This window comes from Streptomyces sp. NPDC060035 (assembly GCF_042736635.1).
Taxonomy (GTDB): Bacteria; Actinomycetota; Actinomycetes; order Streptomycetales; family Streptomycetaceae; genus Streptomyces.
Genome location: NZ_JBHWVO010000027.1, coordinates 43,244 through 61,729 on the forward strand (window position 1 = coordinate 43,244; position 18,486 = coordinate 61,729).

The 18,486-nt window shown below is 71.2% G+C and carries 17 protein-coding genes and 3 pseudogenes; 10 read left to right on the forward strand and 10 right to left on the reverse strand.

Annotated elements, in window-relative coordinates:
* Positions 1 to 6: 6 nt before the first annotated feature.
* Positions 7 to 183, reverse strand: coding sequence for a hypothetical protein (locus ACFWBQ_RS31525; protein ID WP_385504174.1), 177 nt, complete (start codon positions 181 to 183; stop codon positions 7 to 9).
* 207 nt (positions 184 to 390) lie between these two features.
* Between ACFWBQ_RS31525 and ACFWBQ_RS31530 the strand changes: the two genes are divergently transcribed.
* Positions 391 to 1,428 (forward strand): NUDIX domain-containing protein, encoded by a 1,038-nt coding sequence (locus tag ACFWBQ_RS31530; protein WP_385504181.1) that lies wholly within the window; start codon positions 391 to 393, stop codon positions 1,426 to 1,428.
* 269 nt (positions 1,429 to 1,697) lie between these two features.
* On the opposite strand, the gene ACFWBQ_RS31535 is transcribed toward ACFWBQ_RS31530, so the two are convergent.
* A complete protein-coding gene (locus tag ACFWBQ_RS31535; RefSeq protein WP_385504185.1) occupies positions 1,698 to 3,062 on the reverse strand; it encodes a dipeptidase in 1,365 nt (454 codons plus the stop codon).
* A gap of 195 nt (positions 3,063 to 3,257) precedes the next feature.
* Here ACFWBQ_RS31535 and ACFWBQ_RS31540 point away from each other — a divergent pair, with 195 nt between their 5' ends.
* Positions 3,258 to 4,472: a geranylgeranyl reductase family protein gene (locus ACFWBQ_RS31540; protein WP_385504191.1), complete on the forward strand. Its 1,215-nt coding sequence runs from the start codon at positions 3,258 to 3,260 to the stop codon at positions 4,470 to 4,472.
* Positions 4,473 to 4,604: 132 nt separating this feature from the next.
* On the opposite strand, the gene ACFWBQ_RS31545 is transcribed toward ACFWBQ_RS31540, so the two are convergent.
* Complete coding sequence (locus ACFWBQ_RS31545; RefSeq protein ID WP_385504197.1) at positions 4,605 to 5,054, reverse strand: nitroreductase family deazaflavin-dependent oxidoreductase; 450 nt, start codon at positions 5,052 to 5,054, stop codon at positions 4,605 to 4,607.
* 125 nt (positions 5,055 to 5,179) lie between these two features.
* Here ACFWBQ_RS31545 and ACFWBQ_RS31550 point away from each other — a divergent pair, with 125 nt between their 5' ends.
* Positions 5,180 to 5,917, forward strand: a complete 738-nt coding sequence (locus tag ACFWBQ_RS31550) for a TetR/AcrR family transcriptional regulator (protein ID WP_385504207.1) — start codon at positions 5,180 to 5,182, stop codon at positions 5,915 to 5,917.
* On the opposite strand, the pseudogene ACFWBQ_RS31555 reads toward ACFWBQ_RS31550, so the two are convergent.
* A pseudogene (locus ACFWBQ_RS31555) lies at positions 5,875 to 6,984 on the reverse strand (BTAD domain-containing putative transcriptional regulator). The gene ACFWBQ_RS31550 and the pseudogene ACFWBQ_RS31555 overlap by 43 nt on opposite strands.
* Between ACFWBQ_RS31555 and ACFWBQ_RS31560 the strand changes: the two are divergent.
* Both ACFWBQ_RS31560 and ACFWBQ_RS31565 read left to right on the forward strand, forming a co-directional pair.
* A complete protein-coding gene (locus tag ACFWBQ_RS31560; protein ID WP_385504215.1) occupies positions 6,962 to 8,230 on the forward strand; it encodes a sensor histidine kinase in 1,269 nt (422 codons plus the stop codon). The pseudogene ACFWBQ_RS31555 and the gene ACFWBQ_RS31560 overlap by 23 nt on opposite strands.
* The gene (locus ACFWBQ_RS31565) at positions 8,227 to 8,892 is read left to right on the forward strand and encodes a response regulator (protein WP_385504219.1); all 666 of its coding nucleotides are present in this window, start codon (positions 8,227 to 8,229) and stop codon (positions 8,890 to 8,892) included. Before ACFWBQ_RS31560 ends, ACFWBQ_RS31565 begins: the two co-directional genes overlap by 4 nt.
* Here the strand turns inward: ACFWBQ_RS31565 and ACFWBQ_RS31570 are convergent.
* A complete protein-coding gene (locus ACFWBQ_RS31570; RefSeq protein ID WP_385504223.1) occupies positions 8,853 to 9,149 on the reverse strand; it encodes a DUF6332 family protein in 297 nt (98 codons plus the stop codon). The two genes, ACFWBQ_RS31565 and ACFWBQ_RS31570, sit on opposite strands and share 40 nt — an antisense overlap.
* A gap of 126 nt (positions 9,150 to 9,275) precedes the next feature.
* On the opposite strand from ACFWBQ_RS31570, the gene ACFWBQ_RS31575 reads away from it, so the two are divergent.
* Entirely contained in the window at positions 9,276 to 9,677 is a 402-nt protein-coding gene (locus ACFWBQ_RS31575; protein ID WP_385504231.1) for a MarR family winged helix-turn-helix transcriptional regulator, read from the forward strand.
* Positions 9,678 to 9,717: 40 nt separating this feature from the next.
* On the opposite strand, the gene ACFWBQ_RS31580 is transcribed toward ACFWBQ_RS31575, so the two are convergent.
* From ACFWBQ_RS31580 to ACFWBQ_RS31590, 3 genes are all read right to left on the reverse strand, one after another.
* A complete protein-coding gene (locus ACFWBQ_RS31580) occupies positions 9,718 to 10,464 on the reverse strand; it encodes a maleylpyruvate isomerase family mycothiol-dependent enzyme (RefSeq protein WP_385504239.1) in 747 nt (248 codons plus the stop codon).
* A gap of 24 nt (positions 10,465 to 10,488) precedes the next feature.
* Positions 10,489 to 10,857, reverse strand: a complete 369-nt coding sequence (locus ACFWBQ_RS31585; RefSeq protein ID WP_385504243.1) for an SCO4225 family membrane protein — start codon at positions 10,855 to 10,857, stop codon at positions 10,489 to 10,491.
* 80 nt (positions 10,858 to 10,937) lie between these two features.
* The gene (locus ACFWBQ_RS31590) at positions 10,938 to 12,167 is read right to left on the reverse strand and encodes an MFS transporter (RefSeq protein ID WP_385504250.1); all 1,230 of its coding nucleotides are present in this window, start codon (positions 12,165 to 12,167) and stop codon (positions 10,938 to 10,940) included.
* A gap of 121 nt (positions 12,168 to 12,288) precedes the next feature.
* On the opposite strand from ACFWBQ_RS31590, the gene ACFWBQ_RS31595 reads away from it, so the two are divergent.
* Positions 12,289 to 13,503: an ROK family protein gene (locus ACFWBQ_RS31595; RefSeq protein ID WP_385504254.1), complete on the forward strand. Its 1,215-nt coding sequence runs from the start codon at positions 12,289 to 12,291 to the stop codon at positions 13,501 to 13,503.
* On the opposite strand, the pseudogene ACFWBQ_RS31600 reads toward ACFWBQ_RS31595, so the two are convergent.
* Positions 13,504 to 13,776, reverse strand: a pseudogene (locus ACFWBQ_RS31600) (phosphotriesterase); the annotation flags it as partial. It abuts the gene before it with no gap.
* Positions 13,777 to 14,126: 350 nt separating this feature from the next.
* Positions 14,127 to 14,636: pseudogene (locus ACFWBQ_RS31605) on the reverse strand (TetR/AcrR family transcriptional regulator); the annotation flags it as partial.
* 200 nt (positions 14,637 to 14,836) lie between these two features.
* Between ACFWBQ_RS31605 and ACFWBQ_RS31610 the strand changes: the two are divergent.
* The 3 genes from ACFWBQ_RS31610 to ACFWBQ_RS31620 are packed head-to-tail and all read left to right on the forward strand — an operon-like array spanning position 14,837 to position 18,473.
* On the forward strand, positions 14,837 to 15,130 hold the full coding sequence (locus ACFWBQ_RS31610; RefSeq protein ID WP_385504260.1) for an SHOCT domain-containing protein: 294 nt from the start codon (positions 14,837 to 14,839) through the stop codon (positions 15,128 to 15,130).
* The gene (locus tag ACFWBQ_RS31615; RefSeq protein WP_385504264.1) at positions 15,127 to 15,906 is read left to right on the forward strand and encodes an ABC transporter ATP-binding protein; all 780 of its coding nucleotides are present in this window, start codon (positions 15,127 to 15,129) and stop codon (positions 15,904 to 15,906) included. The genes ACFWBQ_RS31610 and ACFWBQ_RS31615 overlap by 4 nt, the downstream gene beginning before the upstream one ends.
* On the forward strand, positions 15,903 to 18,473 hold the full coding sequence (locus tag ACFWBQ_RS31620) for an ABC transporter permease (protein WP_385504267.1): 2,571 nt from the start codon (positions 15,903 to 15,905) through the stop codon (positions 18,471 to 18,473). The genes ACFWBQ_RS31615 and ACFWBQ_RS31620 overlap by 4 nt, the downstream gene beginning before the upstream one ends.
* Positions 18,474 to 18,486: the final 13 nt, after the last annotated feature.

Sequence of the window (18,486 nt, forward strand, 5' to 3'; positions counted from 1 at the left end):
CCCGGTTCAGCGGCCCCGGTCCGTCGCCTGCTGCGGCACGACCACGAGGAACGCGTCCTGCTCCAGATCCATCACGACCTCTGCGGCCATGCCCTCACCGCGGCGGGCGGCCGCGAACTCCTCCGCGGGCCAGCTGCCCCGCGGTCCTCCTGCGGGAAACTGCTCAAGTACCGTGCGGCGCACCGCGCACCCCCTCCTCGTTACTGTGGCTGATCGCTCCAACGATGTCCGGCCGCTGACCGTTACGGCCACGCCGGAGGCCCGGCTCGTACAGTGGGACGCCCTCCGACAGGCTCCGGTGGCCGCGTCCGTGCAACCGCGTCGCCCCGGCGGGTTTCCGCAGCGGGGTGTTGCGGGCAAGCCACAGGGGGCTACGGAAGAGGGGGACCCGTGATCGTCTGGATCAACGGTGCGTTCGGTGCGGGCAAAACGAGCGCCGCGTGCGAACTGATCGATCTGATCCCGAACAGCACCTTCTACGACCCCGAACTGATCGGCGGGGGACTGCGCCACCTGCTGCCCCAGAAGAAGCTCGCCGAAGTAGCCGACTTCCAGGACCTGGCGATCTGGCGTCGCCTGGTGGTCGACACGGCCGCCGCGCTGCTCGCCGAGCTCTCCGGCGTGCTCGTGGTGCCGATGACACTGCTGAGGCAGGAGTATCGCGACGAGATCTTCGGTGGACTTGCCGCCCGGCGTATTCCGGTGCGTCATGTACTGCTCTCACCTGAGGAAACGATCCTGCGGAGGCGGATCGCCGACCGGGAGGAGTTCGCGGACGACCCCGAACACAGCGAGCGGATCCGGCAGTGGGCCTACGAACACATCGAGCCCTACCGGGCGGCGCTCAAGTGGATCACCGCGGACGCCCACACGATCGACACCAGCGCCCTCACTCCGTACGAGACGGCCGAGCGGATAGCCGAGGCCGTACGCAGCGGGGACGCCCGGGAGTGCGAGATAGTGCAGACCCCCGAGCCGCGTGCGGAAACCGTCGCCTCCGGGGTCCTGCTCTTCGACGAACAGGACCGGTTCCTGCTCGTCGACCCGACCTACAAGCCGGGCTGGGAGTTCCCCGGCGGGGTGGTGGAGCCGGGCGAGGCTCCGGCAGAGGCCGGGATACGGGAGGTCGCCGAGGAGCTCGGGCTCTGCCTCGGCACCGTACCGAAACTCCTGTTGGTCGACTGGGAGGCGCCGAGGCCGCCCGGATACGGAGGTCTGCGCTTCCTGTTCGACGGCGGGCGCCTGAACAGCGGGGACGCCGCGCAGCTTCTGCTGCCCGGTTCGGAGCTGCGTGGCTGGCGCTTCGTCACCGAGGAGGAGGCGGCCGTCATGCTCCCGCCCACCCGCTTCGAGCGGCTGCGCTGGGCCCTGCGAGCCCGCGAACGGTCCACCGTGCTCAACCTGGAGGCCGGTGTGCCGGTGGGGTGAGAGACCGGCCGGGCAAAGCCGGTCCGGTTGGACAAAGCCGGACCGGTTGCTGTGGGCCACCCGGGCACTGCCGGCGCGCGGGAGCTCGTCGGCGTCCGTCCGTTCGCGGTCGACCCGGGTGGGCGGCGCCGGGCATACTCAGCGCGCGTTCGTACAGCGGGCGTCGACGGGATCCAGGCCGTGAACGTACGCACAGGCAGGCGCCGGTCGCCCGGAGTTCCCCTCCGGGCGACGTTCGCTCAGCGCGCAGCCGTGAGAGGCGGGGCCCCTCAGACCTTCTTGGACTCCGCGTAGTTGCGCAGGAACAGCGCCTCGGCGACGGAGAGGCGCTCGAGCTCCTGAGGGGAAACGCTCTCGTTCACCGCGTGGATCTGGGCCTCGGGCTCGCTCAGCCCGATCAGCAGGATCTCCGCCTGCGGGTACAGCCCGGCCAGGGTGTTGCAGAGCGGGATGGAGCCGCCCATGCCGGACGACTGCATCTCCTCGCCCGGGTAGGCGACCCGCATGGCCTCCGCCATGGAGGTGTACGCCGGGCTGGTGATGTCGGCGCGGAACGGCTGGCCCTGGCCGACCTTTTCGACCGAGACACGCGCACCCCACGGGGCGTGCGACTCGAGGTGAGCCGTCAGCAGCTTCGTGGCCTCCGCGGCGTCCTGGCCCGGGGGCACCCGCAGGCTGATCTGAGCCCGGGCGCTCGCCTGCAGCGACGGGGTGGCACCCACCACGGGCGGGCAGTCGATGCCGATGACCGTCACCGCGGGCCGCGCCCAGATCCGGTCGGCGACGGAGCCGGTGCCGATCAGTTCCACGCCGTCGAGCACCTTCGCGTCCTTGCGGAACTCGCCCTCCGGGTACTGCAGTCCGTCCCACTCGGCGTCCGTGGCCAGCCCGTCGACCGTCGTCGTACCGTCCTCTGCGCGCAGCGATGCCAGCAGCTGGATCATGGCGGCCAGCGCGTCCGGGGCGGCACCGCCGAACTGCCCGGAGTGCAGGTTCCCCTCGAGGGTGTTCAACTGCACCCGAAGCATGGTCATACCCCGAAGCGTCGAGGTGACGGTGGGCAGACCGACCCGGAAGTTTCCGGTGTCACCGATGACGATCGTGTCGGCGGCGAGCAGCTCCGGGTGCGCCTCGGCGTACTGTTCGAGGCCGCCCGTCCCCTGCTCCTCCGAGCCCTCCGCGATCACCTTGACGGAGACCGGCACGCCGCCGTTCGCCTTGAGGGCGCGCAGCGCGAGCAGATGCATGATGAAGCCGCCCTTGCAGTCCGCGGCGCCCCGGCCGAACCAGCGGCCGTCGCGCTCGGTCAGCTCGAACGGCGGGGAGAGCCAGGCCGCCTCGTCCAACGGAGGCTGGACGTCGTAGTGCGCGTAGAGCAGCACGGTCGGCGCGCCTGCCGGTCCGGGCAGGAAGCCGTACACCGAGCGGGTACCGTCCGGGGTGTCGAGCAGCGCAACGTCCTGGAAGTCCTCGGCCCGCAACGCGTCGGCGACCCAGTCGGCCGCCGCCTCGCACTCACTCCTCGGGAACTGCGCGGGATCCGCCACCGACCGGAAAGCCACCAGCTCGGTCAGCTCCGCCTTCGCGCGGGGCATCAGCGAGGCAACGGTCTCGGAAATCGGACGGGCGGTCATGGGCACGCTCCTGGTGGGTGCGACGTTAGGTCTATGGCGCGGTGTGTACGCCAACGGGGGCGACGCCATGGATGCGGCGTTGCGTGTACGACGAAATCATGGCTGATCCTCCCACAGCGGAGCTCGGCCGCAACGCGCCGTAGGATGCCGTGAGCAGCTGGGGCCACTGGTCGGGATCAGGAGCAGAAGCACATCGTGAGCAGCGAGAACGCAGACGCCGGACGTGAGCCGGAAGAGTCGTCGGTATGGGACGTCGTCGTGGTCGGTGCGGGTCCGGCCGGAGCTTCCGCGGCGTATGCGGCAGCCGTCGCAGGCCGTCGGGTGCTGTTGCTGGAGAAGGCGGAGATTCCCCGCTACAAGACGTGCGGCGGCGGAATCATCGGATTCTCGCGGGATTCCCTGCCCCCGGGCTTCGAACTGCCCCTGAGGGACCGTGTGCACGCGGTCACCTTCTCGCTCAACGGGAAGCTGTCCCGCACCCGCAGGTCCAAGCGCATGCTCTTCGGGCTGATCAACCGTCCGGAGTTCGATGCCGGTCTGGTGGAGGAGGCGCAGAAGGCGGGCGCCGAACTGCGTACCGGTACGGCGGTGACGCGGGTGGAGCAGCACGGTCCCGCGGTGCCCGACCGGCGCACGGTCGCCGTGGTGCTGTCCGACGGGGAGACGGTTCTCGCCCGGGCGGTCGTCGGTGCGGACGGCAGCGCGGGCCGCATAGGGGCGCATGTCGGGGTGAAGCTCGACCAGGTGGACCTCGGTCTCGAGGCGGAGATCCCGGTTCCGGAGACGGTCGCGGAGGACTGGGCGGGGCGGGTGCTCATCGACTGGGGGCCGATGCCCGGAAGTTACGGCTGGGTCTTCCCGAAGGGCGACACACTGACCGTCGGGGTGATCTCCGCGCGGGGCGACGGTGCGGGGACCAAGCGGTATCTGGAGGACTTCATCGGGCGGCTGGGGCTTGCCGGGTTCGAGCCGAAGATTTCTTCCGGGCATCTGACCCGCTGCCGCAGCGACGACTCGCCGCTCTCCCGCGGCAGGGTGGTGGTCTGCGGGGACGCGGCCGGTCTGCTCGAGCCGTGGACCAGGGAAGGCATTTCGTTCGCCCTGCGCTCCGGGCGGCTCGCCGGTGAGTGGGCGGTACGGATCGCCGAGGCGCATGACGCGGTCGATGCCAGGCGGCAGGCCCTCAACTACGCATTCGCGATCAAGGCGGGGCTGGGCGTCGAGATGGGCGTCGGCCGGAGCATGCTCAAGCTGTTCGAGCGGCGCCCGGGAGTTCTCCATGCGGTGCTGACGGGATTCCGCCCGGCCTGGACAGCGTTCGCCGGGATCACCCGGGGGACGACGTCGCTGGCCGAGCTGGTGCGCTCGCACCCGATGGCACAGCGGGCGCTGTCGTTGATGGACCGCTAGTCATTGATGGGCCGTCAGTCGGTGATGGACCGCCAGAGAGCTCCGGGAGCGGGCCGTGCCGGTCTGTGGAGGATGCCTCGGTTCGCTGAGGCCACTTCCCGTTCGCACGGGTGCCTCGGTTCGCAGAGGGCCTCAGTTCTCGACCGTGATCCGGAAGACCGGGTGGTCGGGGGCGATACGGCGCAGCTCCTCGGCGGATGAGTCCGGGCCGACGCCTCCGAAGAACACGCCGACCTCCGCCTTCCAGCGCTTGAGGTAGGCGCGCAGCAGATCGGGCTTCTCGTCGTCGGGGACCTCGGTGGCCGTGAAGGCCGTGCTCTTCTTCCCGAGGTGGAGCTCGCCACCACCAGCTGCCCGCATGTTGTGCGTCCACTGGACATGGCCGCGGGGCGCCACCAGGTACTGCTGCCCGTCCACGGTCAGGAGGTTGACCGGGGTGCGGCGCCACTCGCCGCTCTTGCGGCCACGGACCGCGAGGACGCGGGATCCCCAGACACTGATGCCGCGCCGGGTGATCCAGGCGACGGTCCGGTTGAGGACGTTGACCGTGAACCAGCCGGGCTTCTGAACATGTGCGGACATGAGATCCCCTTTACGAGTGTGAGCACTGCTCTCTCTTGAGATCAGTGTGCACGCAACGCGTGCTCAAAAGCAAGATCACTGCTCTTATTATTGGTCAGTGATCCGTTCCATGGCAGAATGAGCGTATGAGCACCATCCGAGGAGCCAGAGAACGGGCTCGCATCGAGGTCACCGCCGCCATCAAGGACGAGGCGAGGAAACAGCTCGCCGCGGACGGCGCCGCGAAGCTCTCCCTGCGCGCCGTCGCACGCGAGCTGGGCATGGTGTCCTCCGCGCTCTACCGCTACTTCCCGAGCCGTGACGATCTCCTCACCGCACTCATCGTCGACGCCTACGGCGCGGTCGGCGCGACCGCGGAGGCCGCTCGCGCGACGGCCGGCGGCTCCACCGGACCTCACCCCGCCCGCTGGGCCACCGTTGCATGTGCCGTACGGGACTGGGCCCTCGCCCATCCGCATGAGTACGCACTGATCTACGGCTCGCCCGTCCCCGGGTACACGGCCCCGCAGGACACCATCGGCCCCGCATCACGCGTGGGCCTCGTCCTCATCGGGCTCATCCGCGACGCCTTCCTCAGCGACGGTCTGGCTGTCCCGCCGCTGGCCGGCGAGCTGCGCCCGGAGGCCGAACGCATGGCGGCCGACCTCGCCCCCGACCTCCCACCTGCCGTTGTGGCCGCGCTCGTCGCGGCGTGGGCGCAACTCTTCGGCCTGATCTCCTTCGAGGTCTTCGGCCAGTTCAACCGGGTGGTCGAGGCGCGGGACCTGCTGTTCCGGCGTGCCGCGCACGAGCTCGCCCACTCGGTGGGTCTCCTGGACGGTCAGGCCGCTGTCGCCGACGGAGCGAGCAGCGCGGGGTCCTGACGCAGCACCCGCCGGTGGAGGGCCTGCAGGGCCGGACCCGGGCCGGCGCCCATTGCCTCGGCGCTATGCCGGCGTGCCTCTTCGTACACCAGCAGGGCGTCCGAGGGCCGCCCGCTCCGGTACAGCGCCAGCATCAGCAGTCAGCTGAAGCGCTCGCGCGGCGGATGGGCCGCCACCTCCCGTACGAGCTCGTGCGCGCATTCCCGGAAGCGCCCCAGTCCGATGTCGACGGCCGGCCGGGCATCGAGCACCGTGAGCCGCCTCTCCGCCCAGTGCCGCCGTTCGGCCTCCAGGTACGGCCCGGTCAGACCCTCGGCGAAGTCGCCCCGCCACAAGGTTTCGGCCCGCACGCCAGTTCGGAAGCCCTCAGCAGGTCGCCCGCCTCCTCGCGGCCGGCGCCGAACGCGGCGGTGCGTGACGCTCCGCGAGATCGTCGATGCGCCCACCTGCCAGCCGGTACCCGCTGCCCGTCCATACCAACTCCAGGGCCGGACCGCCCGAAAGGGCCCGGCGCAGCCCGGAGACGTACTTCTGTAAGAGATTCCGTACGCGCACGGGGGGGTGAATCGCCCCAGACCGCGTCCACCGGTCCGTCGTACGACAGCGACCGGCCGTCCTGGTGGAGCAGCACGGCCAGGACCGCGCGCTGCTTCGGCGGCCCCGGCTCGACCTCGGTGCCGGCATGCAACACCCTCAAGGTTCCCAGGAGTTCGCAGCACATCGAGTCGGCCATGCAATCGGGTCGGCCATGCATCGACACCAGCTCGAACCGTGCACGGTGGCCCGACCTTCTTCCGGCGAGACTTCCAGCGGGCGGTCAGCGGCGGCAGACACCGTGGCGGCAGGACGGCCGCACCCTCTCGGCCACCCGCACGCGCCAGGTGGTGGGCACCGGGTCCGCTGTGCCGGCCGCGGAGACTTCCAGGGGTTCGGCGAGGCCCCGCCGGCGCCGGGCCGACCGGACGAAGTACTCCACAGGGAGTACGTGTGATCACCACGCCCGGCTGACGCCCGGCAGGGGGCCGCCCGTCTAGCGTTGCCGCTATGGACGAACAGCGATCGTACACAAGCGCGGGCCCCCGCCGGGGGCCGGGCGGCCCCTGGGACGAGGGTCCGCCGCGGTGGCTGTCCGGGATGCGAGCACGGTACGCCGCGCGGTTGCCGTGGCCGTCGACCGTCGCACTCGGTGCCTTCGTCATGGCGGGCACGAATTTCGCGGCGCAGGGCCAGGATCGTCAGCCGGTCGACCTCGTCGCGCGGCTGCTGCTGTTCGCCGCCGTCGCCGTACTTCTCGTGCGGCACCGGAATCCCGTGGTGGCCGTCGTCGGGACGTCGGCGGCGACACTGGTCTACCTCGGGCTGGGCTATCCGTACGGCCCGGTGTTCCTGGCCGTTGCCGTGGGCTGCTTCAGTGCCATCGTGTCGGGGCACCGCAGGGCCGCCTGGTGGTCACTCGGTGCGCTGTGGGCAGGGCATGTGCTGATGTCGCACTGGCTGTACAGGTGGCTGCCGCCGGACGGGGACGGCGCGGCCCCCTGGGGCCAGGAGGCGCTCGTCACTGCCTGGGTGGCGGCGATCGTCGCCGCCGCGGAGCTGCTGCGAGTACGCCGCGAGCAATGGGCTGCGGCCAGGACGGAGCGCGAGGCGGCCGAGAAGCGGCGGGCCGACGAGGAGAGGCTGCGCATGGCCCGTGAACTCCACGACGTCCTCGCCCACAGTATTTCCGTCATCAACGTCCAGGCCGGGGTCGGACTGGCGCTGCTCGACTCGGATCCGGAACAGGCCCGCACCGCCCTCACCACCATCAAGTCCGCAAGCAAGGAGGCACTGGGCGAGGTCCGCCAGGTCCTCGCCAACCTCCGCGCACCGGGCGATGCCCCCCGCGCCCCCGCCCCGGGGCTGGAGCGGTTGCCCGAACTCGTCGACCAGGCAGCCGCTGCGGGCCTGACAGTGACGGTCGAGACGGACGGGGCAGCGGGCGCGGTCCCGCCCGGCACCGACCTCGCAGCCTTCCGCATCGTGCAGGAGGCTCTCACGAACGTGGTGCGGCACTCCGGCTCGCGTCATGCCCAGGTCCGGATCGCGTACGGGAACGAGGGCATCCGGCTCCGTATCGACGACGAGGGACCCGCGACCGGCGGCGACGCCGGGGGCAGCGGCAACGGTCTTGTCGGCATGCGGGAGCGGGCCGCTGCGCTGGGTGGCACGATCGACGCGGGGCCACGGCCCGGTGGCGGCTTCCGCGTGCGGGCGCAGCTCCCACTGCCCTCGGGTTCACGGGGTCCGGCCCGACCCACGGAGGAGACCTCGTGATCCGCGTACTGCTCGCCGACGACCAACTGCTCGTCCGGGCAGGCTTCCGCGCCCTGTTGGACGCCCAGCCCGACATCGAGGTGGCGGGAGAGGCGGCCGACGGCGCGGAAGCCGTGCGCCTCGTACGCGAACTACGGCCCGACACGGTGCTCATGGACATCCGCATGCCCCATCTGGACGGCCTCGCGGCGACGCGCGCCATCACCGGCGACCCCGCCCTGAGCGAGGTGAAGGTGATCATGCTCACCACCTTCGAGCTGGACGAGTATGTGTTCGAGGCGATCCGCTCCGGCGCCTCCGGCTTTCTGGTCAAGGACACCGAACCGGAGGAACTGCTGCGCGCGGTACGGGCGGTGGTGGGCGGCGACGCGCTGCTCTCGCCCGGTGTGACGCGCCGCCTGATCGCCGAGTTCGCCGCCCGGTCCAAGGAGCCCGCGGCGATGACGGCCCTGAACGAACTGACCGAACGGGAACGGGAGGTGATGGCCCTCGTCGGAATCGGGCTCTCCAACGAGGAGATCGCCCGCAGGCTCGTCGTCAGCCCGTTGACCGCCAAGACCCATGTGAGCCGCGCGATGGTGAAGCTGGGTGCCCGGGACCGGGCCCAGCTCGTCGTGCTCGCCTACGAGTCGGGGCTCGTACGGCCCGGCTGGCTCGGCTGAGCGGACGGCACAAGCTGCTCATGCGGTGCACGCGGAAAGCGCCACAGCACGTGCGCCACGCGGACGGCGAACGCCAGGGAGCCGAGCGTGGCCCCGATGCGGAACAGGATGCGCTCGCCCGCAGGCGTCAGATCGAGGAACAGGGCAGGGAGGAGGATCCCGGCGAACGTGGCCACGGCCACCAGGGCGCCGCTCACCACCGCGTAGCCGATTTCGACCGTCATCGCGTCCCGGTCCGCCTGAGTGCGTCGCCCCATGTCCGAAGTGTCACAGGAGGGGCGGCAGGCGGCAAGGAGCCCCGTCGGGCACCACCCCCCCTCTTTCCATGCGTGTGCATATAATTCCGATGCAACGATCCGTTCGTGCTCTGCTAGCGTGCGGACATGGCAGCGAACACGTCCGACCGGGTACTCGTCGACGAGTGGCGGGCCCTTCTCGCGCTGCACGCCAGGACCCTGTCCGAGCTCGATCGCGCGCTCCATCAGCACGGCCTGGGGGCCAGCGACTTCGAGGTGCTGGACGTCCTCGCGGAGAGCGCGGCCGAGGACGGCGGCGGTGCCTGTCGCGTACAGGAGCTCGCTTCGCGGGTTCATCTCAGCCAGAGCGCGCTGTCCCGGCTGGTTGCCCGGCTGGAGCGGGACGGGCTGGTCAGCCGCGGAATGTGCAGTGAGGACCGTCGCGGCGTCCGGGTCGAGCTGACGGAGCAGGGCCGGACCCGCCACAGGGAGGTCAGGCCGCTGCAGCGAGAGGTGCTCTCCCGGATGCTGGGCGGGCCCCGGGGCTGAGTGGGACCGTCCGGTCCGGTGCGGCCGGACCGTTCACGACCTAGTTGACTCCGGATTTCCCGGTCCACAGCGCGGCGACTTCAGGGTCCCCGCTCACCACGAGGGACGAGAGCGGCAGACGGTTCCACAGGCCCAGACAGAGCTCCGCGGCGGCCCCGCTCACCTCGCAGTCGGACGGCTCCGCGTCCGCTGCAGCGCCACGCACCGTCTGCGGCGGTTCGGCCGACAGCCGTACGGTCCACACCGCATCCGCATCCAGCGCACGCACCCGCAGTGTGCGGGGTATGTCGGAACGCACCCGGCTCCTGGGGCGGGCGTGGAATCCGGTCAGCAGCTCGTCGATGCCGTCAACGGCGTAGCGCGCTGCCACCGGTGTCATTGCTCCGCCGCGCGCCGATTCGGCGTCCACTCGGTGGATCCTGGTCTCGTGCGCCTGCCTGCGAGCCCAGAACGCCAGCGGGGACGGTGCCGGCAGGAAGGTCCAGCATTCGAGGTCGGCGGGCGCGGTCCGCAGTGCCTCGACCAGCAGCCCGTGCCCTTCTGTGAACCAGTCGAGCAGCTCGGCGCCGTCCAGATCGGGCTCGCCACCGTCCGGGTGGTACGTCCGGTGGCCCTCGGTCACGAACGCGGTCGCCCAGCGGTGCACCATGCCGGTGTGCCGCAGCAGATTGCGCACCTGCCAGCCCGGGCAGGTCGGAACCGGTGCGTCCGGGCCCGCCTCGCCGGCGGCCTCGGCCAGCAGACGGCCTTCCTCGGCGAGGGATGCGATGTGCTCCGTTGTCTCCACGGCTGAGATTGTGCCAGCTGTGTGTCAGGCGCCCTGGGGGTGGGCGGAGCGGCTCCGGCCGCCGCGGCGCACCAGTCGTGCGAACCAGCCGAGGGCGCAGGCCTGCACGAGGACGGACACGATGAGGGCAAGGTAGACGAACCAGGCCGGACCGCCCGACTCGGCTCCCGCCATGGAGCTGCCGACGAGGAAGACGAAGACGGTCGGCGCCGCAAGGAAGAACACCCAGACGCCGGCGAACGAGGCATCCTCGTGGGCCACGAACAGCGTGTCCACCGCGACGAACGCCGTGGCAGCGAGGACGAGGCCGAGGTAGATCAGCGACGCCGCGTTACCGAAGGTCAGTCGTGCCAGTGCGCGCAGTTGCCGCTTGTTCATCAGCTGGTGGCTCATGTCCCGCTCCCCGTGGTTGGTTGATGTCTCCATCGTGCGCCTGGGAAGCCGCCGGTGCCTGAGTACGCCTACTCAATCGCTCACGTGTGCGCCGCACGGCGTGCCCCGTATCCCAGCAGCGCCGCGGTCGCGGCGAGCAGGGTCACCGTCGTGAGCGCCACGGGCAGGGAGAACCAGTCGGCCAGGAAGCCGATCACCGGCGGTCCCAGCAGCATTCCGCCATAGCCGAGCGTCGACGCGGCAGCCACTCCGCCGGGACCGGCCAGCGCGCCCGCCCGGCCGACGGCGACGGGGAAGATGTTGGCCAGGCCGAGGCCGGTCACGGCGAAACCGAGCAGGGCGAGCCAGAGGGTGGGGGCGAGGGCCCCCAGGAGCATCCCGGCCGCGGCCGTAGTCCCGCCCGCCACCAGGGTGCGGGTCTGTCCGTACCGTTCGAGGAGTGTGGTGCCGGTGAGGCGGCCGATGGCCATGGTCAGGGCGAACAGGGAGTAACCGGCGGCTGCGGGCCCGGGGTTGGCGTGCAGGTCCTGCGCGAGGTGCAGTGCGCCCCACTCGGCCAGCGCGCCCTCACCGTACGCCGTGCAGAGCGCGATGACGCCGAAGAGGATCACGATCCGGCGGGCGCGGCCGTCCATGCGTTGCGGGCGCTCCGGTGCACCGGCCGTCCGCTGCTTCGGGGCGGGGTTTGCGGTGTCCGGCCGGTGGCGCAGCAGTACGGGTCCGGTGGCCGCTGTGACCAGCAGCCCGATTCCGGTGAGGGCGAACAGGTGCGTCGAGGGCGACAGGCCGCCCGCGACCAGTCCGCCGAGCCCGGCGCCGGCCATGCCGCCGAGGCTGAACGCGGCGTGGAAGCTCGGCATCACGGGGCGGCGGATGGCGGTCACCAGATCGACGGCCGCGCTGTTCATCGCCACGTTCATGCCGCCGTAGGCGGCTCCGAACAGCAGCAGGACCAGCCCGAGAGCGAGGACCGAATGCGTCTGCGCGGGAAGGGCGATGCTCAGCGACAGCAGCACACCGCAGACCACGGTGACGGCATGGCTTCCGTAGCGCCGGCAGAGCCTGCCGGTGAGCATCATGGTGATCACCGCGCCCGCGGAGACGCCGAGCAGGGCGAGTCCTAGGGTGGAGGGGGTGGCTCCGGTCTGGTGCTTGATGGCCGGGATGCGGACCACCCAGCCGGCGAACAGGAGCCCGTCAAGGGCGAAGAACACGGTCAGCGCGGTACGGAGGCGGGCCGACGGGGGTGGGGCGGTGTCTCCGCCAATTCCCCCCGGTAGGGCCGTCCGCAGTTTGTTTAGTTGCGGCACAAACTCAGCATAGAGGCGCGCGGACGCCGTACGCAACATGACGAACCCCGTGACGGTCCGGTGAACGGTGCGGGGCGCACGGGCGTCGGCAGCGGCTCCGGATCATGGGAGACTCGCCCCCATGAACGGGAAGTCGACCACCACTCGGCAGAAGTTGGAGAGAGGCCGCAGCGCCCTGGGACCCGCGCTGGAGCTGGTCCACACAGGCCGCGCGCCCACGCGTGCCGTGCTGACGTCCGAACTCGGTGTCACCCGTGCCACCGCGGGTGCGGTGGCCGCGGAGCTGGAGGCGCTCGGGCTCATCCGGGTCGACTCCAGCCCCGGCTCCGCAGCCGGTTCGCAGGGCCGTCCCTCGCACCGGCTGGCCGTCAGGGACAGCGGGCCCGTCGCACTCGCCGCGCAGGTCCACTCCGACGGCTTCCGGGCCGCGCTCGTCGGGCTCGGGGGCAGGATCGTCGCCACCGCACCCGGCTGCGTCGCGGTCATGGCCGATCCTGCCCAGGTCCTCGGGGAGGTCGTCGAAGCCGGTGCCCGGCTGCTGCGCGACAGTGGACTGCGGTGCGTCGGTGCCGGGCTCGCCGTCCCCTCCGCTGTCGCCGAACCCGAGGGCACCGCCCTCAACCCGCTGCACATCGCCTGGCCCGCGGGGGCCCCCGTCCGGGAGATCTTCACCACCTGCGTGCGCGCGGCAGGAATCACCGGACCGGCGTTCACCGGGAACGATGTCAACCTCACCGCCCTCGCCGAGCACCGGCACGGCGCCGGACGTGGCGCCCAGCACCTGCTCTGTGTGGCCACCGGGCACCGTGGCGTGGGCGGTGCGCTCGTCCTGGACGGCCGCCTGCACAGCGGGAGTTCGGGACTGGCCCTGGAAGTGGGGCACCTCACGGTGAACCCCGAGGGGCGCCCTTGCCACTGCGGCGGGCGCGGCTGTCTGGACGTCGAGACGGACCCCCTCGCCTTCCTCACCGCGGCGCGCCGGGAACCCGGGCCCGAGGAGTCGCTCCTCAAGCAGGCCGGCGACCTGCTGCGCACGGAGTACGGCGACCCCGGTGTGCGGACCGCGGCCGAAGAGCTGATCGACCGTCTGGGCCTGGGTCTGGCCGGTCTGGTCAACATCCTCAACCCCGACCGCATCATCCTCGGCGGACTGCACCGTGACCTCCTCGAAGCCGACCCCGAACGGCTCCGGGCGGTCGTCGCCGACCGCAGCCTGTGGGGGCGCAGCGGCAGTGTGCCGATCCTGCCCTGCACGCTGGCCCACAACAGTCTGGTGGGCGCTGCCGAGCTGGCCTGGCAGCCCGTGCTCGACGACCCGTTGACCGCTCTCGCCTGATCAGGGGCGGGGGAGCCCTTCCCGCGGGGCGGCGAACGCGAAGGCGCGCGCCGGGGCGGTGACAAGAACGGAGTGCAGCAGTTCCTCTCCGAGGGCCTGTTCGAGCCGAAGGCGCAGCCTTCGAAGGAGGAAGGGCATCCCCGGCGTTCCGGGAACCGTGGTGTCACCGCCCAGCAGCAACTGCCCGCCGAAGCCGGCATCGGCGAGCTCCGCGAGCTGGTCCGGCAGCCGCCGGTCCGTGGCGTGGTTGGCCCGTGAAGGGCCGTCGAATGCGGCGGCTTCGTCCGGGCCATCGACTGCTGCGACGCGGGCCCGCAGACTGGCTTCTGTCGCAGTCGCTTGCTCGGCCGGCGGACCACTGTGGAGTCCTGCGCCGATCAGCTCCGCGCTGCTGATGACAGTTCCTATTCGCGCGCCGCTGCGTCCAGCGCTCCGGCCCAGGTGATCGCCACGCGCTGAGCGCCGACGAACGGTGCGCCACGCCGCTTGTTCTGGTTGATCGTCACCCGATCGATGGCGAGTCGGATCAAGTCCCGTCGCAGTAGTTCGTCCGCGCCGGCCCAGTAAGCGTCCAGCAGCTCCCAGTCATCGAACATGGTGAGATCAACCGCTTTGCCCCGGGACGCCGTCACACGCTCCTGCGCTTCGCGGTTCAGGTAGCCGCCCTGGACCGTCGCCACGATGGCGGCGGCGATCTCGCCGGCAACGAGGTCCGGAGCGAACTCGCTTTCGTCCAGGCCCTCCTGGACGACCTCCGTGAGCCGTCCCCGCAGCCAGGCGAGCGTCTCCTCCACCGGCGCGCGCAGCTCCTCGCTGGCCACGACATCCGGATCCATCGTCAGCCGCCCCACCGGGCAGCCCCGCAGCACCTCGCGCTCGCGCAGAAGGTAGCCGGAGATCCGCTCGTACGCCGGTCCCGGCCCGTCGAGCACGCGTCCGGCGGCTTCCCGCATCTGCGTCGACGTGCGGTCGATGGCCGCGAGCGCCAGATCCGGCTTGCCGGCGAAGTGGTGGTACATGCTGCCCTGGCCCGCACCCGCGCGCTGCTGGATGGCCTTGGGGCTGGTGCCCACGTAGCCACGCCCCCAGAGGAGGTCCTGGGTGGCCTCGATCAGACGGTCCGGAGTGCTCATCCCTCCACTGCACATACTAGTAGGTACAGACTCCACCACGGCCGGGGCCGATGCCGGGCGCAGACGCGGAGACGCCGCGTACTCCCACAGAGGTACGTGCACGGCCGCCGGCCGTACGACGCCCTGGCCCCCTCCCGGAGACAGGCTCGTAAGCGACAGAAGAACGCGAACGAACCCCCTGACCGAGGGAGCTGACCGAGATGAACACCCTGGCCCACTCCGGCGGACCCGGACCCTGGATCCTCCTCTTCCCGATCATCTGGGCGGCCGTCGTCATCGGCGTCGTCACCCTGCTGCGCCGTACGGTCTGGCGTGGCCGCCGTAGCCCGTGGCAGTCCCACGGCGTCCGCCGGGGCAGCACCGGCGAGCACTCGCCGATCGACCTCCTCGGCAGGCGGTTCGCCGCAGGTGAGATCGACGAGGACGAGTACTGGCGCCGGCTCTCCGTCCTGGACGAACCCTTCGGACGCTTCGACAAGGACGGTCCGGCATGACCACCGCCGACAACACCACCACCGGTGGCAACGAAGCCGCCTGGGTCGCCGACGCCGTGAAGGTCTACGGCACAGGCGACACCGAGGTCAGGGCCCTGGACGGAGTGAGCATCGGCTTCCGGGCCGGACGTTTCACCGCGATCATGGGGCCCTCGGGCTCCGGCAAATCGACGCTGATGCACTGCGCCGCCGGTCTCGACACCCTGACCTCCGGCTCCGCCTTCATCGGAGACACCGAGCTGGGCGCACTCGACGACCGCAGGCTCACCCTGCTGCGCCGCCGCCGTATCGGCTTCGTCTTCCAGGCCTTCAACCTCATCCCGACGCTCACCGTCGCCGAGAACATCACGCTCCCCCTCGACCTCGCGGGGGAGCGCGGCGACCGTGAGTGGATCGACGCACTCATCGACACGGTCGGGCTGCGGGACCGGCTGCACCACCGGCCGAGCGAGCTCTCCGGCGGCCAGCAGCAACGCGTCGCCGTGGCCCGGGCCTTCGCGGGCAGACCCGATGTGGTGTTCGCCGATGAACCGACCGGCAACCTCGACTCCCGCGCGGGGCAAGAGGTGCTGCGGCTCCTCGGCGGCACCGTACGCCGGACCGGCCGTACCGTCGTGATGGTCACCCACGATCCTGTCGCGGCCGCGCACGCCGACGAGGTCGTCTTCCTCGCGGACGGCAGGCTCGTCGACCGGATGCAGGCCCCGACGGCGGAACGCGTGCTCGACCGGCTGAAGGCCTTCGACACAGCCCGCACCCCTGCGGTGACGCCATGACCAGCACCCGCGCCTCTCTGCGCCTCAGCCTCTCCTCCCTGCGCGCCCACAAGCGGCGCTTCACGGGCACCTTCACCGCCGTCCTGCTCGGCGTCGCCTTTCTCACCGGAACCCTCGTCATGGGCGACACCTTGCGAGCCGGCTTCGACACCATGTTCGGCAACGCCGCCCAGGGCACGGACGTGGTCGTCCGCAGCACCGACGTGATCACCGTCTCCGGAGAGACCCAGGGCACCCGGCAGCCCGTCGCTGCCGATCTGGTCCGCAGGATCGAACAGGTACCGGGTGTTGCCGCAGCCGCTCCGAAGATCGAGGGGGCGGGGCAGCTCCTGGGCGCCGACGGCGAACCCATCTGCGGCCAGGGACCGCCCACCCTCGCGGGGAACTGGATCGCCGATCCCGAACTCAACCCGTACCGCCTCGCCGACGGACGGGTGCCGTCCGCGCCCGGCGAGGTCGTCGTCAACCGCGGCACCGCCGACCGGGGTGGCCTCGAGATCGGCGACACCACCGTCCTGCGGACCCCCGACCCGGTCCGCGTCACCGTCGTCGGCCTGGCCACCTTCGGCGGTGAGGACGGCATGGCCCAGGTGACCTACGCGGGGCTGACCCAGGCCGACGCCGAGAAGTACCTCACCCCGAAGCCCGGCGAGGCAGCGAGCATCCAGGTGCGGGCGGGACACGGCACCGGTCAGCAGGAACTGGTGGACGCGCTCACGCCCGTGCTCCCGGAAGGCACCGAAGCCATCACCGGCGATGCCTCGGCCGCCGAGAACCAGGACATGATCTCCGGAGCGTTCCTGAGCCTGTTCACCACGCTGCTGCTGGTGTTCTCCGGCATCGTGCTGCTGGTCGCCACCTTCTCCATCCACAACACCTTCGCGATCGTCGTCGCCCAGCGGACGCGGGAGAACGCCCTGCTGAGGGCCCTCGGCGCCGCCCGGCGCCAGGTCGTCGGATCGACTCTCGTCGAGGCCTTCGCCGTCGGAACGGCCGCCTCCGTCGCGGGCCTGGCCGGCGGCATCGGTATCGCCGCCGGACTGCAGGCACTGTTCCCGGCCATCGGATTCCCGTTCCCCGAGGGCGCACTGGTGATCAGCGGACTGTCCCTGCTGTTGCCTCTGGGCGTCGGCATTCTCGTCTGCCTGGGCTCCGCACTGGTACCGGCGGTCCGGGCCGGACGTACCGCCCCCCTTGCGGCCCTGCGCGAGAGCATCGTCGACGACTCCGCGGCCTCCCGGAACCGGACCCTCACCGGAGGCGGGCTCCTGCTGGCGGCGGTCGGCGTCATCATGGCCGGCGTCCTGGCCGCCCCCTCCCTCTGGCTCCCGGCAGCCGGTGCGGTTCTGGCCCTTGCCGCGTTCGTGGTGCTCGGGCCGGTCGCCTCCTCGTACGCCGTACGCATCCTCGGCGCACCGCTCGACCGGCTGCGGGGCGTCACCGGCGGACTCGCCAGGCGCAACGCGCTGCGCAGCCCCGAGCGGACCGCCGCCACCGCCACCGCGCTGATGATCGGTGTCGCCGTCGTCTCGCTCTTCACGGTCTTCGGCGCCTCGCTGAAGGCGACGATGGACCGTACGGTCGACAGGTCCTTCGCGGGCGATGTGGCCATCAGCGCACCCGCGTTCGGCGCCGGCGGCAGCGGACTGAGCCCCGGTCTTGCCCCGGCCGTGCAGCGGCAGCCCGAGGTCGAATCCGCGGTCGGGCTCGGAAAGGGCGTTGCCGAGGTCAACGGCTCCGGCCGGGCATTGACCGTCACCGACCCCGGGCGCCTCGCCGATGTGTTCGCTCTCGGCGAGGTCGAGGGTTCGCTGGGCTCACTCGGCACGAACGGCATCGCCCTCTCGGACACCGAGGCAGACAAGCGCCACCTGGACACCGGATCCACCGCCCGGCTCACCTTCACCGACGGCACGGAAGCGGACTTCACCGTCCGGGCCGTCTTCGAACAGTCCGAGCCGGCGGGCGACTACGTCATCACCCGCGAGGCCTGGGCGCCGCACCGGGGCCAGGACTCCGACACCCTGGTCGCCGTCTCGTTCAGGGAAGGCGTCTCCGCCGACGAAGGGAAGCAGGCGGTCGAGAGGACCGCCGCGGCCTACGGAAGCCCCGACGTACAGACGCGTCAGGAGTACGCGCAGTCCTCGGCGGGCGGCATCGACATGATGCTCACACTGGTCTACGCGCTGCTGGCCCTCGCCGTGCTGATCGCTCTGCTGGGTATCGCGAACACCCTCACCCTGGCTGTCCACGAACGCACCAGGGAACTGGGCCTGTTGAGGGCGGTCGGACAGACCAGGAGCCAGCTGCGGAGCATGGTGCGCTGGGAATCCGTCCTGGTCTCCGCATTCGGGACGGCAGGCGGCCTGCTGCTGGGCGGTCTCCTCGGCCGGGTGCTCGTCGAGGCGTCGGAGGGCACCGGCGATACGGCGTTCGTCTTCGCACTGCCGCTGCTGAAGCTGTTCGTCGTGGCCCTGGTCGGGCTCGCCGCGGGCGCGCTGGCCGGCTGGCGGCCGGCCCGGCGCGCCGCACGTCTCGACGTGCTCCGCGCGATCGCCACGGAGTAGCGCACACGATCGC

What these genes read in the sequence shown, in the direction of transcription:
- ACFWBQ_RS31535 (WP_385504185.1), bottom strand. Translation starts at nt 3,062, where the DNA reads ATGACCGCCCGTCCGATTTCCGAGACCGTTGCCTCGCTGATGCCCCGC.
- ACFWBQ_RS31545 (WP_385504197.1), bottom strand. Translation starts at nt 5,054, where the DNA reads ATGTCCGCACATGTTCAGAAGCCCGGCTGGTTCACGGTCAACGTCCTC.
- ACFWBQ_RS31550 (WP_385504207.1), top strand. Translation starts at nt 5,180, where the DNA reads ATGAGCACCATCCGAGGAGCCAGAGAACGGGCTCGCATCGAGGTCACC.
- ACFWBQ_RS31560 (WP_385504215.1), top strand. Translation starts at nt 6,962, where the DNA reads ATGGACGAACAGCGATCGTACACAAGCGCGGGCCCCCGCCGGGGGCCG.
- ACFWBQ_RS31570 (WP_385504223.1), bottom strand. Translation starts at nt 9,149, where the DNA reads ATGGGGCGACGCACTCAGGCGGACCGGGACGCGATGACGGTCGAAATC.
- ACFWBQ_RS31575 (WP_385504231.1), top strand. Translation starts at nt 9,276, where the DNA reads ATGGCAGCGAACACGTCCGACCGGGTACTCGTCGACGAGTGGCGGGCC.
- ACFWBQ_RS31585 (WP_385504243.1), bottom strand. Translation starts at nt 10,857, where the DNA reads ATGAGCCACCAGCTGATGAACAAGCGGCAACTGCGCGCACTGGCACGA.
- ACFWBQ_RS31595 (WP_385504254.1), top strand. Translation starts at nt 12,289, where the DNA reads ATGAACGGGAAGTCGACCACCACTCGGCAGAAGTTGGAGAGAGGCCGC.
- ACFWBQ_RS31610 (WP_385504260.1), top strand. Translation starts at nt 14,837, where the DNA reads ATGAACACCCTGGCCCACTCCGGCGGACCCGGACCCTGGATCCTCCTC.
- ACFWBQ_RS31615 (WP_385504264.1), top strand. Translation starts at nt 15,127, where the DNA reads ATGACCACCGCCGACAACACCACCACCGGTGGCAACGAAGCCGCCTGG.
- ACFWBQ_RS31620 (WP_385504267.1), top strand. Translation starts at nt 15,903, where the DNA reads ATGACCAGCACCCGCGCCTCTCTGCGCCTCAGCCTCTCCTCCCTGCGC.